At 71.1% G+C, this 13,360-nt stretch carries 12 protein-coding genes; 1 reads left to right on the top strand and 11 read right to left on the bottom strand.

What is annotated here, in order from left to right:
• Nucleotides 1–98: 98 nt before the first annotated feature.
• Genes OO68_RS30615 through OO68_RS30600 form a run of 4 tightly spaced genes read right to left on the bottom strand, consistent with a single transcriptional unit; the run spans nt 99 to nt 3,731 of the window.
• Entirely contained in the window at nt 99–770 is a 672-nt protein-coding gene (locus OO68_RS30615; RefSeq protein ID WP_033312394.1) for a response regulator, read from the bottom strand.
• A complete protein-coding gene (locus tag OO68_RS30610; RefSeq protein WP_033312431.1) occupies nt 767–2,011 on the bottom strand; it encodes a sensor histidine kinase in 1,245 nt (414 codons plus the stop codon). The genes OO68_RS30615 and OO68_RS30610 overlap by 4 nt, the downstream gene beginning before the upstream one ends.
• 23 nt (nt 2,012–2,034) lie before the next feature.
• Nucleotides 2,035–2,814 (bottom strand): ABC-2 transporter permease, encoded by a 780-nt coding sequence (locus OO68_RS30605; RefSeq protein ID WP_033312393.1) that lies wholly within the window; start codon nt 2,812–2,814, stop codon nt 2,035–2,037.
• The gene (locus OO68_RS30600) at nt 2,811–3,731 is read right to left on the bottom strand and encodes an ABC transporter ATP-binding protein (RefSeq protein WP_033312392.1); all 921 of its coding nucleotides are present in this window, start codon (nt 3,729–3,731) and stop codon (nt 2,811–2,813) included. The genes OO68_RS30605 and OO68_RS30600 overlap by 4 nt, the downstream gene beginning before the upstream one ends.
• 92 nt (nt 3,732–3,823) lie before the next feature.
• Between OO68_RS30600 and OO68_RS30595 the strand changes: the two genes are divergently transcribed.
• Complete coding sequence (locus tag OO68_RS30595; RefSeq protein ID WP_033312391.1) at nt 3,824–4,366, top strand: GNAT family N-acetyltransferase; 543 nt, start codon at nt 3,824–3,826, stop codon at nt 4,364–4,366.
• A gap of 6 nt (nt 4,367–4,372) precedes the next feature.
• On the opposite strand, the gene OO68_RS30590 is transcribed toward OO68_RS30595, so the two are convergent.
• The 7 genes from OO68_RS30590 to OO68_RS30560 form a co-directional block, all read right to left on the bottom strand.
• Nucleotides 4,373–5,926, bottom strand: coding sequence for a type IV secretory system conjugative DNA transfer family protein (locus OO68_RS30590; protein WP_033312390.1), 1,554 nt, complete (start codon nt 5,924–5,926; stop codon nt 4,373–4,375).
• Nucleotides 5,927–5,943: 17 nt separating this feature from the next.
• Nucleotides 5,944–7,353 (bottom strand): ATP-binding protein, encoded by a 1,410-nt coding sequence (locus OO68_RS30585; protein WP_033312389.1) that lies wholly within the window; start codon nt 7,351–7,353, stop codon nt 5,944–5,946.
• A gap of 6 nt (nt 7,354–7,359) precedes the next feature.
• Nucleotides 7,360–8,916, bottom strand: coding sequence for an SCO6880 family protein (locus OO68_RS30580; protein WP_033312388.1), 1,557 nt, complete (start codon nt 8,914–8,916; stop codon nt 7,360–7,362).
• Nucleotides 8,913–10,241: a hypothetical protein gene (locus OO68_RS30575; protein ID WP_033312387.1), complete on the bottom strand. Its 1,329-nt coding sequence runs from the start codon at nt 10,239–10,241 to the stop codon at nt 8,913–8,915. The genes OO68_RS30580 and OO68_RS30575 overlap by 4 nt, the downstream gene beginning before the upstream one ends.
• Nucleotides 10,231–11,058 (bottom strand): DUF8175 domain-containg protein, encoded by an 828-nt coding sequence (locus OO68_RS30570; RefSeq protein ID WP_033312386.1) that lies wholly within the window; start codon nt 11,056–11,058, stop codon nt 10,231–10,233. The genes OO68_RS30575 and OO68_RS30570 overlap by 11 nt, the downstream gene beginning before the upstream one ends.
• A 209-nt stretch (nt 11,059–11,267) precedes the next feature.
• Nucleotides 11,268–11,576 (bottom strand): DUF8827 family protein, encoded by a 309-nt coding sequence (locus tag OO68_RS30565; RefSeq protein ID WP_003991275.1) that lies wholly within the window; start codon nt 11,574–11,576, stop codon nt 11,268–11,270.
• A 477-nt stretch (nt 11,577–12,053) separates the two neighbouring features.
• On the bottom strand, nt 12,054–13,346 hold the full coding sequence (locus OO68_RS30560; protein ID WP_033312385.1) for a S53 family peptidase: 1,293 nt from the start codon (nt 13,344–13,346) through the stop codon (nt 12,054–12,056).
• Nucleotides 13,347–13,360: the final 14 nt, after the last annotated feature.

Here is a 13,360-nt window from a genome sequence, read left to right as displayed (position 1 = left end):
CGATGGTACTGCAGGGGGGACCCTGTGGGAGAGTAGGACGCCGCCGAACAATTTTTGGGAAAACCCCCGCATCTTCGGATGCGGGGGTTTTCTGCGTTTCAGGACGTCTGAACGAGCTTGGTGTCGTACGCCAGGATGACCGCCTGAATGCGGTCGCGGGAGCCGGTCTTGGCGAGAATACGTCCCACGTGTGTTTTCACCGTCGACTCGGTCAGGTGGAGACGCGTGGCTATCTCCGTGTTGGTCCAGCCCTTGCCGATGACCGTGAGGATTTCGCGTTCCCGGTCCGTCAGGGAAGCGAGACGCGGGTCCTCCTGAGGTAGGGCTTCCGACGAGGGACCGGCCGGCAGGTGGTGGACGTAGGCGTCCAGGAGGCGGCGGGTCAGGCTGGGGGCGACCACCGCGTCTCCCGTGGCCACGGCTCGGATGCCGGCGAGGAGTTCCTCGGGCTGGGCGTCCTTGACGAGGAAGCCGGAGGCGCCCGCGCGGAGTCCGGCGTAGGCGTACTCGTCCAGGTCGAAGGTGGTGACGATCAGGATGCGGGTGCGGTCGCCGGCGGCGGTGATGCGGCGGGTCGCCTCGATCCCGTCGAGGCCGGGCATGCGGATGTCCATGAGGACGACATCGGGGTGGAGCTCGGCCGTCAGGCGGACCGCTTCGCTGCCGTTCGCCGCCTCGCCCACGACCGTCATGTCGTCCTGGCTCTCCAGCAGCATGCGGGAGCCGAAGCGCTGAAGGGGCTGGTCGTCGGCGATGAGGACCGTGGTCACTGCGGGGACTCCTCCGGGAGAGACAGGCGGACACGCCAGCCCCGCTCCGGGTGGGGGCGGGGGCCGGCCTCAAGTGTGCCGCCGTACAGGGCCGTTCGCTCGCGCATTCCGGGGAGGCCGCGGCCGTCCCGGGAGGTCCCGTCGGGCCTGCTGCCGTGGCCGGTGTCCGTGATCGTGACGGTCACGGCGGACTTCTCCTCGTAGGAGAGCTCTATCTCCGCGGTGGCGTGGGGGCCGCCGTGTTTGAGGGTGTTGGTGAGGGCTTCCTGGATGACGCGGTAGACGGTGAGCTGGCGGCCCGGGGGGAGGGTGGGGTCGCCGTGGGTGGTGGTGCTGACGGGGAGGCCGGCGGAGCGTACGCCGTCGAGGAGCCGGTCGAGGTCGGTGAGGCCCGGCTGGGGGGTCAGGTCGGCCTGGTGCCGCTCTTCCTCGCGCAGAACGTCGAGGAGGCGGCGGAGTTCGGTGAGGGCCTGGCGGCTGGTGGTGGCGATGGCGTCGAGGGCCTGGGCCGCGCGCTCGGGGGACTTGGCGGCCGCGTACCGGCCGCCGTCGGCGAGGCCGGTGATGACGGAGAGGTTGTGGCCGATGATGTCGTGCATCTCGCGTGCGATGCGGGCGCGTTCGGCGGCGGCGGCGAGCTGGGCCTGCTGGTCGCGTTCGGTCTCCAGGCGGCGGGCGCGGTCCTCCAGGGCCTCGGTGTAGTCGCGGCGGGTGCGGACCGTGGCGCCGATGAGGGCGGCCACGGTGATGGACATCAGGTGCGAGCCGATCTGCTGGTCCCAGGTGCCCTCGCCGTGGCGGACGGCCGACACCAGGACCGGGGCGATCACCAGGGCCGTCGCCCACCACAGGTTGCGCAGCGGGCGGCGCAGGGCCAGGTGGTAGACGAGGACCAGTTGGAGCAGGGCCGCCTGGAGGGCGGCGCCGGTCCAGGCGTTGACGAGGGCGAAGGGGGCCATGGCGGCCAGGACCGTGCCGGTGTGGGTGCGGCGCCACAGGAGCGGGGCCGACAGGCCGAGGCTCAGGGTCAGGAGGAGCCAGCCGGGGACGTCGAGGTGATGGGCGTTGTTGCGCCAGCCGCCGCCCGCGTAGTCGATCAGGGCGGCGGTGACCCAGAAGCCGGTGAAGTGGAGGTCCCACAGCAGCGGGTGGCGCCGGTCGAAGGCGCGCACCTTGTGGGTCAGGCGCTGGGCGTATGCGGTGAGGGGCTCCGGCGCCCGGTTTTCCGTCACGGGGTCCATCGTGAGGGGTCCGGTGCCGGGCGTCATACGTCTTTGCGGCGCAGGACCACCGCGGCCACCGCGAGGACGGCCGTCGTCCACAGGAGCATCGCCAGCAGGGAGGCGCCCGGGGAGGCGGCTCCGGGCTGGGGCTGGGCCGTGGTGAGGGCTTCGAGGGCCTTGCCGGGGAAGGAGCGGACGGCGTCGTCGACGAAGGCGTACGGGAGCATGGCCAGGATCTCCGGGAGGACCATGACGAGGCCGATGAAGGCGCCGATGGCCATGGGGAACGAGCGGAGCAGGGCGCCGATGCCGAGGGCGAGGACGGCGAGGAGGGTGAGGCCGGCCGCGTTGCCCGCGAGGGCGCGCAGGACGCCCGGGTCGCCGAGGGAGGCGGAGAGGTCGGTGCCGGTGAGGAAGGACTGGGCCAGCGGGAAGGTGAGGAGGTTCGTCGCCAGGGTGAGGGGGAGGACGACCGCGGCCAGGACGGCGGCCTTGGACCACAGGACGGGCAGGCGGCGGGGGACCGCGGTCATCGTGGCGCGTATCTGGCCGGTGGAGTACTCGCCGGCGGTGGCCAGGATGCCCAGCACGCCGAGGTTGATCGTGGCGAACTGGGTGCCGAGCAGGGCGAACATGACGGGGTCCATGCCGCCTTCGCCGGACCCGTCGTAGGCGGCGCCGAGGCCCGCGCCCATCGCGGCGGTCAGGAGGCTCGTGACGGCGAGGGTGATCCAGGTGGAGCGCAGGGTCCAGAGCTTGTGCCACTCGGAGCGCAGGACGCGGGCCGGGGTCACGCGGTAGGGGAGGGTCGCCGTGGTCATGCCGCTGCTCCTTCCAGGGTCGCCGGGTACTCCAGCGCGTCGCGGGTGAGGTCCATGAAGGCCTCCTCCAGGGAGGCGACGCCCGGGGTCAGTTCGTAGAGGGGGATGCCGTGGGCGGCTGCGGTGCGGCCGACGTGCCGGGCGTCCGTGCCGCGGATGTGGAGGGTGCCGGGGGTGTCGGTGGTGATGTCGACGCCGGGTGCGGCCAGGTGGCCTGCGAGGGCGGTGGCGTCCGGGGTGACGACCTTGGTGGTGGCGGCGCCGGAGTCGCGGACGAAGTCGGTGACCGTGGTGTCGGCGAGGAGGCGGCCGCGGCCGATGATGACGAGGTGGTCGGCGGTGAGGGCCGTCTCGCTCATCAGGTGGGAGGAGACGAGGACCGTGCGGCCCTCCGCGGCGAGGGACTTGAGCAGGTTGCGGATCCACAGGACGCCCTCCGGGTCGAGGCCGTTGACCGGCTCGTCGAGGATGAGCGTGGCCGGGTCGCCGAGGAGGGCGGCGGCGATGCCGAGGCGCTGCCCCATGCCGAGGGAGAAGCCCTTGACGCGGCGGTGGGCGACGTCGGTCAGGCCGGTGAGGCCGAGGACGTGGTCGACCCGGGCGCGGGGGATGCCGTGCGTGTGGGCGAGGGCGCGCAGGTGGTGGAAGGCGGTGCGGCCGGGGTGGACCGAGCGGGCTTCCAGCAGGGCGCCGACCTCGGTGAGGGGTGCGGGGTGGGCGGCGTAGGAGCGTCCGCCCACGGTGGCGTGGCCGCGGGTGGGGGCGTCGAGGCCGAGGAGCATCCGCATGGTCGTGGACTTGCCGGCGCCGTTCGGGCCGAGGAAGCCGGTGACGGTGCCGGGGCGGACGCTGAAGGACAGGTCCGTGACGACCGTCCGGTCGCCGTAGCGTTTGGTGAGTTCGTGTGCCGTCAGCATGGTTCGATGCTCGTGCGTGCGGGGGCTGTGGGCGTCGGACCGGCGGGGTAATCGGGGTGAGGGGCGTCGTACCCGGGTACTACCGTGGCCGTATGAGCTATGTGATCCGGTCCGTCCGTGCTGATGAGTGGCCTGCGGCGAAGGAGCTGCGGCTCGCGGCGCTGCGCGACCCGGTGGCGCACCTGGCCTTCCTGGAGACGTACGAGGAGGCGGCGGCCCGGCCGGACGCCTTCTGGCAGGAGCGGACCGCGGGGGCCGCCGAAGGGGCGGACAGGGCGCAGCAGATCATCGCCGAGGGGCCGGACGGGCGGTGGGTGGCGACGCTGACCGTGCTCGTGGAGGAACCCGGGACGACGGACTGGGCCGGGTTTCCGGTGGAGCGGAAGCAGGGGCATGTGGTCGGCGTGTTCGTACGGCCCGAGGAGCGCGGCAGCGGGCTGACCGAGGTGCTGTTCGACGCGGCCCTGGAGTGGTCGTGGGGGCGGGGTCTTGAGCGCGTGCGGCTCATCGTGCACGAGGAGAACGGGCGGGCGCAGCGGTTCTACCGGCGGGTGGGGTTCCTGCCGAGCGGGGTGACGGTGCCGCTGGGGGATGCCGGTGAGCTGGAGCTGGAGTTCGTGCTCGAACGGGAGTGACGGGCCCTAGACGGGAAGTTCGTCGTGCGGCCAGCGGGCGCGGCCCTGTTCGCGGGACCGGAGCAGGGCCAGGGTCGGCATGCCCCGGTCCGCTCCGGTGGCCAGCAGCTCCGGAAGCTGGGGAAGCGGGGCCACGGCCGCGACGTCGTCCAGGACGAGCGTCATTGGTGGGTCGAGGCGACCGGCCGATGACCGTTCGGCCATGTGCCGGCCGCGCTCGACCACGCTGGAGACGAGGGCCGTCAGGAGGGGCATCGCGCCCGGATTCGTCCTGGGGTCCTCGATGGATTCCCCCACCACATAAAGCGTGCCCCCTTCGTGGACGAAGGAATCCAAGGCAAGGGCATCAGTTCGGTTGGGAGTGCAGGCCTCGCGGATATTGACCGTGGTGAGGGCGGCCAGCGCACGGGTCGTCAGCTGCTGGGCCATGTCGCGGCGTTCGGGGTGGGCCGTGAGAGCGCCTTCGAGTTCGCCCGCGGAGCCGGGGGCGGCCTTGGGGCTGGTGCGCAGGATGCGTACGGCGTCCTGGATCTGGGTGCCCTGGGACCAGCGGTGGACATGGCGGATGGTGCGGCCGTCGATCGCCGCGGCGTGCAGGTAGCTGCGCAGGAGTATCTCGGCTGTGTCGCTGAGGGCCTGATCGAGTTTGGCGGTGGGGCGGACAGGAGTGAGGAGGGCGGTGGCCCTCGTGGTTGCCGTCGCCTTGTCCTCGCAGCCGGCTGTGGGGGACCAGTGGAGCCGGGACGGGGTGTCGCAGAGGTGGGTGGGGTCGTAGAGGTGGGTGGGGCCCAGTTTGGCTCTGGCGTCCTTGGTTTCCTGCCAGAGGATGGGGTTCGAGGTGACGACGAGGGCGGGGCCTTCCGCGTCGCGTACGGCCTGGGTGGCGGTGGTTCGGCGGGTTTCCCTGGGGGCCACGAAGATCTTTTCCCACCCGCCCAGGCGTTCCTGCCCGAACAGAGATGCCGGGGTCGCGGGGACGGCAGCCGGGGGTGGGGTGGCGGTCGCCGTCGGGTGGGGGCGGTCGGCAGGGCTTGCCGGCGGACCCGGAGGGCTCGCGGGATCGGATGCCGAGCGGCGAGGTGTCGGGACCTCGTGCTGCACTGCTGTGGATGTGTGCTCCTGAGCCGCCGCCGGTACCTCGTGCGGCGTCGGTGCCGGCCGTTCCTCCGCCGCCCGGATCCTGTTCTCCCGGTTCCTCGCCCGCACCGCCCGCCACCGGGCCAGCGTGCCCATCACGAACACCGTCAGGACGACCAGGATCATCAGCTGGCCGATGAACAGGCCCCAGAACAGGCCGTAGCCGGAGAGTTCGCCCGGGGGTGTCTCGGGCCAGGCGCCGGGGATGTCGTGGGGCTGGGCGATGAGGCCGCGCATGGCCAGGGGCGTGCGGGCGAAGGTGACGCCGGACGGCCAGGAGCCGTGGGCGAACAGGGCGGCGAGGCCGGTGGCCGTCCACACCAGCACGGTCATGCCGAGGAGGAACGCCAGTATGCCGACCAGCAGGCCGTCGGGGATGCCTCCCTGGCCGTCCCGCTGGGTGTGGCGGTCGTCCGGTCTCACGCGTCCTCCCCTTGCGCCTACGCCACCGTCGATTCGGAGTCGCCCAGGTGGTGCTCCACGAAGGCCGCGGCCCGTTCCTCCGCCTCCAGTTCGGCGGCGTGCAGGGCGTCGTCCGCCAGTTCCGCGGAGGACTCGGTCATCGCGCGGTCGGTGAAGACCAGAGGGCGTTCGGTCTCCGTGACGAGGTGTTTGACGACCTGGACGTTGCCGTTGACGTCCCAGACGGCGATGCCGGGGGTGAGGGTCGGGATGATCTCCACCGCCCAGCGGGGCAGGCCCAGGACCCGGCCCGTGGCTCTCGCCTCGTCGGCCTTCTGGGCGTAGATCGTCCTGGTCGAGGCCATCTTGAGGATCGCCGCCGCTTCCTTGGCGGCCGCCCCGTCCACGACGTCCGACAGGTGGTGGACCACCGCCACGAAGGACAGGCCCAGGCGTCGGCCGAATTTCAGCAGGCGCTGGAACAGCTGGGCGACGAAGGGGCTGTTGATGATGTGCCAGGCCTCCTCGACGAGGAAGATGCGCTTCTTCCGGTCGGGGCGGATCCAGGTGTGCTCCAGCCACACGCCGACGATCGCCATGAGGATGGGCATGGCGATGGAGTTGCGGTCGATGTGGGACAGGTCGAAGACGATGAGCGGGGCGTCCAGGTCGATGCCGACCGTCGTCGGGCCGTCGAACATGCCGCGCAGGTCACCGTCGACCAGGCGGTCCAGGACCAGGGCGACGTCGAGGCCCCAGGCCCGTACGTCGTCTATGGCGACGTTCATCGACTCGGCCGACTCGGGCTCGGGGTGACGCAGCTGCTCGACGATGTCGGTGAGGACCGGCTGGCGGTCGACGATGGTCTCGTTGACGTAGGCGTGGGCGACCTTGAGGGCGAAGCCGGAGCGTTCGTCCAGGCCGTGGCCCATGGCGACCTCGATGATCGTCCGGAGCAGGGCCAGCTGGCCCGTCGTCGTGATCGCGGGGTCGAGCGGGTTGAGGCGGATGCCCATGTCCAGGGCCGCCATCGGGTCCAGGCGGATGGGAGTTATGCCCAGCTCCTGCGCGATGAGGTTCCACTCGCCGACGCCGTCCTCGCCCTGGGCGTCCAGGACGACGACCTGGCGGTCGCGGAAGCGGAGCTGACGCAGCACGTACGTCTTCTCCAGCGCCGACTTGCCGTTGCCGGACTCGCCGAGGACCAGCCAGTGGGGGGCGGGGAGCTGCTGGCCGTAGAGCTGGAAGGGGTCGTAGATGTAGCCCTTTCCGGAGTACACCTCGCGGCCGATGATGACGCCGGAGTCGCCGAGGCCGGGGGCGGCGGTCGGGAGGTAGACCGCTTGGGCCTGGCCCGTGGACGTGCGCACCGGGAGCCTGGTCGTCTCGACCTTCCCGAAGAGGAAGGAGGTGAAGGCGTCGGTGAGGACGGACAGCGGGTCCCGCATCAGGTCCTACCTCCGAATGCCGGTGGCGAAGGGAAGGGTGTTCACGAAGGCGCGGTGGTGCTCGCGGTCGCACCATTCCAGCTTGAGGTACGACTTGCCCGCGGAGGCCCTTATCGTGCGCTTGTCGCGGGCGAGCGCGTCGGGGTTGCGGGAGGAGACGGTGATGTAGCCGACGAGGTTGACGCCGGCCGCGCCGCTGGCGAGGTCCTCGCCGCGCTGGTCGAGCCGGGAGTGGGCGGCGATGTCGCGCGGGTCGACCGTGCGGTTCATCTTGGCGGCGCGGGAGGCCTCGGCCTCGTCGTTGGTCTTCTCCGTCAGCATGCGCTCGATGGCGACCTCGGTGGGTTCGAGGTCCATCGTGACGGCGACCGTGCGGATGACGTCCGGGGTGTGGACGAGCAGCGGGGCGAGGAAGTTGACGCCGACGGGGGTCATCGGCCACTCCTTCACCCAGGCCGTGGCATGGCACCAGGGGGCGCGGGTGGAGGACTCGCGGGTCTTGGCCTGGAGGTAGGTGGGCTCCATGGCGTCGAGCTCGGCCGGCCAGGCGTTGCGCTTGGTCATCGCCTGGATGTGGTCGATGGGGTGGTCCGGGTCGTACATGGAGTGGATCAGCGAGGCCAGCCGTCCCTGACCGAGGGGCTGCCGGACGCGGATGTCGGCCTCCTGGAGCCGCGAGCAGATGTCGGTGAGCTCGCGGGCCATGACGACGGCGAGTCCGGCGTCGCGGTCGACCTTGCCGCCGTGGGCACGGGCCGCCCGGGCCATGGCGCCCGCCTCGGCGGCGAGGTCGCGCGTGTAGTGCATGCAGGCGACGAGGTAGGCGCGGTGCTGCTCGCTGCTGGTGGACACCATCGACTGGAGCTGGTCGTAGGACTCCTGGAGCCATGGCAGGGCCTTGTCGTCGCCGCGGACGGCGACGTCCTTGGCGTGGGCGTCCGGGTCGGCCGGGAGGGTGCGGGCCAGCATCTGGAGGCGGGTGACGAAGCCGTCGCCGTTGGCCACGTGCTTGAGCAGGGTGCCGAAGCGGTCGACGAGGGCTTCCTGGTCCTCGCTGTCGCGCAGGCCGACGCCGGGGCCCTCGATCTCGATGGCGGCGGTGACGGTCTTGCGGTCGGCGTGCAGGAGCACGGCGATCTCGTCGGGGCCGAAGGGGGCGGCCAGCCAGGTGATGCGGCCGATGCCCGGGGGCGGGCCGACCTCGATCTCCTTGCCGTCCAGCCGGGTGCCGGCCTCGATCGCGGTGGAGCGGTAGGTGGTGCCTTGCTTGAGGGTCCGCTTGTAGCTGCGGTTGATCTCGAACCACCTGTAGAACGTGCGGTGCTTGTACGGCACGTACACCGCGGCCAGCGCCAGCATCGGGAACCCGGCGAGCAGCACGATGCGCAGGGACAGCACCGGGACGAGGAGCCCGCACATCATGCCGAGGAACGCGCCCACGACGATCAGGGCGATCTCGCCGGTCTCGCGGTTGCGGCCGATGATCGCGTTCGGCCGGGCGCGGCCGATCAGGTATGTCCGGCGGGGCGTGACCGGATGGGACACGTGGGACTCGGTCGTCAACGCCCTTCACCTCCCGTGCGGTTGGTACTGCTGTTGCGGGTGTTGCTGGCGTGGGGAGTGTTGACGGGGCTGCTCGAACGGGGGGCGGGTGCGGCGGAGGGGACAGATCCGCCGCCGCCGTTCGAGGTGCGCCCACTGTGCGCGGCGACTCCGCCGGAGGCGGGGTTGCTGGGGCGGGGGGCGGCGGACTGGCCGCCTCCGCCGTTGTTGTCGGCGCGGGAGCTGTGGGTCTTGATGCCCTGCGCGACGAGGGTGGCCGGGGAGCTGATGACCGCGGCGGCCTTGCTCTCGGCGCCCTGCATGAGGCGGTTGTTGCGGGAGCCGGCGATCTCGTCGCCGAAGCCGGGGACGAAGCGGTAGATCATCGCGCTGGCGAAGATGGCGAGCAGGATGATGGCGAGGCCGGAGACGACGGCGGAGAAGGCGTTCGGGCCGTCGTCGGCGGAGAGTGCGCCGGCGAGGCCGAGGACGATGACGATGACCGGCTTGATGAGGATGACCGCGATCATGATGCCGGCCCAGCGGCGGACGTGGCCCCACAGGTTCTTGTCGACGAGGCCTGCGTAGACGACGGTGCCGAGGAGGGCGCCGACGTAGAGCAGGGCGGCCCGGATGACGAGCTCCAGCCAGAGGACGCCGGCGGCGAGGATGCTGACCAGGGAGACGACGATCAGCATGATCGGGCCGCCGCCGATGTCCTCGCCCTTCTTGAGGGCCTCGGAGAACGTGCCGAAGAACGCGTCGGTCTGGTCGCCGGTGGCTTTCGCGAGGACCTCGGTGATGCCGTCGGTGGCCGATACGACGGTGTAGAGGATCAGCGGGGTGAAGGCGGAGGCCAGCACCGTGAGCCACAGGAAGCCGATGGCTTCGGAGAGGGCGGTGGTCAGGGGCACGCCGCGGACGGCTCGCTTGGCGACGGCCAGGAGCCAGAGCAGGAGCGTGAGGATCGTCGACGCGGCGAAGACGACGGCGTACTGCTGGAGGAACTTGGGGTTGGTGAAGTCGACGTTGGCGGTCTCCTTCACGGCCTCGCTGAGCTTGTCGACGGTCCAGGAGGCGGCGTCGGCGCAGCCTTTGGCGAGGGAGGAGAGGGGGTCGAGGGTGGAGGTGGGGTCGAGGCGGGAGGTTCCGCTGCCGGATCCGCTGCCGGTGTCGCCCTCGCAGATTTCCCGGGCCCGGCCGGAGAGCAGGGAGCAGTTGTCGTTGCTGGGGCTGGGCGAGGGGGTGGGAGCGGCTGCCGCCCGGGTGGCGAACAGGACCAGGGCGGTCTGCACGGCGGTGAGGGTTGCGGCGACCTTGACCGCGCGGCGCGGGCTACCGGGCATACGTGAACCCTCCGAACTCCTCGACGGCCTTGGAGATGGCCTCCGACGTCGACACCCTGTTGTCGCCGTTGACCGGCGCGGGGCCTTCCTTCTGGGAGAAGCTGTCGACCTTCCAGTCGCCGTCGGCCCAGCGCAGTTGGAGGGTCATGGTGAACCAGTCGTTGGTGACCGGGTTCTGCGAGCTCTCTCCCGTCATCCCGAACACGCCTGTGCACCAGACCTCGACGGTGGCGGTGCTGCCCGAGAAGTCGGTGACCTTGGTGCCGACCGGCATCGTGCGGGAGACGTAGGTGCTGCCCTTGGGCGCGTCGCCGTTCGCGTCCAGGCCGACCTTCTCCAGGAACGCCTTGCTGTAGACCCGGTCGAGGTTCTTCTCCAGCTCGGGGACCTTGCCGGCGTCGAACACCTGGCGGACGATCTCGGGTCGCCGGGCGGGCTTGAGGATGTCGGCTGACACGAGGACGACGGCGTAGTTCGCCGCGGCGCTCTCCGCACCCTCCTGGTCCTGGGCGAAGCCCGACGGGATGCCTGCGGCCGACTTGGCCGTGACGGGGCGTTTACCGGAGGGCGCCGTCGCCGACGTCTCCGGCTTGCCCGCGGAACCCTCCGTCGAGGAGGACGCATCGCCGTCCCCCCGGTTCGCGAAGGCGATCGCCGCGATCAGGAGGACCACCACGCCGACCACCGTGACCAGGCTGCGCGAGGAGGAGCGGCGGCGGGGGTCGCCGAAGGCGTCGCCGGAGTCGGGCAGGCGGGTGCGGGTGTGGCCCGTGCCGCCGTAACCGCCGGAGGACTCGTGGTCGTCACCGAGACTCATGCCGCGTGCGCCCCCTCCACGTCGTGCGGAAACACTTCGTACCGGTCGTACTTCTCATACTCCTCGTACGACGGTAGCCGTGCTGGTTCCCGCGCGGGCGCGGTGTGGTGACTCGACATCAGGGAAACGCAACCTCAGCCGGTGGGCACGACGGGCGGGTGGGATGGAGAGGGAGCCGGGCGTGCCCGGCCGGGCGGTCGGTGCCCGGGCTACACGGCCATGCCGTACACGATGGTGAACAGCGTGCCGAGTGAGCCGATGATGAAGACTCCCGTCAGACCCGCGATGATGAGGCCCTTGCCCTGCTCCGCGCTGAAGGTGTCGCGCAGGGCGGTCGCTCCGATGCGCTGCTTGGCGGCGCCCCAGATGGCGATGCCGAGGCAGAGCAGGATGGCCACCGCCATCACGACCTCGATCATCACCTTCGCCTCGTTGCCCAGGCTGCCGAAGGGGCCCCAGTCCGGAGCGATCCCGCCGATGATGGTGTTGATGTCTCCCTTGTCGGCCGCAAAGAGCATGTAAGTCACCGCCCCTGTTGGGTAGTTCCGCATCCTCTGCGGTCGTGCAGAGGTCAGGCCTCATTCTCGCCGACAATGATGCTGTCGGATGTCGACTTGGCGTCATTGATTGGCGGGTTTCGTACGAATACCTTGCCACCCTTCCGCTCCCGCCCCTAGGGGAGGCGACGGGTGGTGTGCGAAGGATCGTATGGTCACTCTGTGTATCACGGCAGGTCACGCCGGGCAATGAGGTCGGAGCGGAACCTGGTGTGTGGTTCCGTCGTTGTGCCCTCTTGCGGTCTTTCTCACCCTTGTGGGCTGTTTCTGACGGCTGATCGGGTGAGTGGTCGCGCCGGTGTTCCCGGGGTGAAGGCTACCCGGCACGGCGAAGGGGCCGCGGCTGGGTTGCCGCGGCCCCTTCGTCTTCGGCCGACCCCGGGCCCCCACGGCCCCGGTGGCGTTCTTCGGTGACGGTCTGTCACCGTCCGGGAGGCGTCAGCCGGTGAAGGCGCCGAGTCCCTCCGGGGTGCCCAGGCCGGTCGGACCGTCGTAGCCCGTCCGGGCGGTGCAGAAGTAGCTGGTCGTGCAGCTGCCGTTGCTGCCGCTGGTGACGTCGTTCAGGGCGGAGGTGTTCGCGTAGGGGAACTCGGCGGGGTAGGAGCCGGTGGACGGGGTGCCCGCGAGGGCGTAGACGCTTGCGATGATCGGGGCGGAGGCGCTGGTGCCGCCGTAGGTGGCCCAGCCCTGGCCGTCGGCGCCGTAGGTGTCGTAGACGGAGACGCCGGTCGCCGGGTCGGCGACGGCCGAGATGTCGGCGATCATGCGCCGGGTGCAGCCGGTGTCGGTCTGCCAGGCGGGCTTGGTGTCGTAGGCGGAGCACCCGGAGCCGGTGCCCTCGGTGCTGCTGGTCCGCCAGACGCTCTCGGTCCAGCCGCGGGCGGTGGAGGAGGCGGTGAGGCTGGTGCCGCCGACGGCCGTCACGTACTTCGACGCGGCCGGGTACTCGGCGCCGTAGCCGGCGTCGCCCGCGCTGACGGTGATGGCGACGCCCGGGTGGTTGAAGTAGGCGGAGTCGTAGGAGGCGTCGGAGGAGGACTCGCCGCCGCCGTAGCTGTTGGAGACGTACTTGGCGCCCAGGGCGACGGCCTCGTTGACGGCGGTGCCGAGGTTGGCCATGGTCGCCGACTTCGCCTCGACGAGGGTGATGTGGCAGTTGGGGCAGACCGCGCTCGCCATGTCGAGGTCGAGGGAGATCTCGCCGGCCCAGCCGCTGTCGGCGGTGGGGAGGGCGGTGGTGGAGCCGGTCTGGCTCACCTTCTTGAAGCAGCCGTTCGCGGTGGTGCAGGCGGGCAGGCCGTAGTGCGAGCGGTAGGCGGCGAGGTCGGACTCGGCGTTCGGGTCGTCGTAGGCGTCGACGATGGCGATGGTCCGGCCGGAGCCGTTGCTCGTGGCGGCGGAGGCCAGGCCGTAGGCGCTGCGCAGGTCGGTGGGGCCGTAGCCGGAGGGGGAGGTGGCTTCGGCGGTCTTCGCCGACATGCCGTGCTGCTTCTGGAAGGCGGTGACGCCTCCCGTGACGCGCAGGGCGTTGCAGGCCATCTCGTCCTGGTGGCGGGGCAGGGCGCAGGAACGGGTCCAGGTGACCTTGGAGGTGCTCGTGTCCGCGGCGGCCTGGGCCTGGGCGGCGGTGGCGAGGCCGGTGAGGAGGAGCGCGGCGGTTGCGGTGACGGCGGAGAGCGTGCGGCGCCATCTGCGGTGTGTGGAGAGGGTGTTGTGCGGTGTCGTGCGCAAGGTACAGCCTCCTG

This window comes from Streptomyces iakyrus, assembly GCF_000717055.1.
GTDB lineage: Bacteria > Actinomycetota > Actinomycetes > Streptomycetales > Streptomycetaceae > Streptomyces > Streptomyces iakyrus.
Note: the sequence above shows the minus strand (reverse complement) of the source record. Positions and strands in the feature narration are given on the sequence as shown.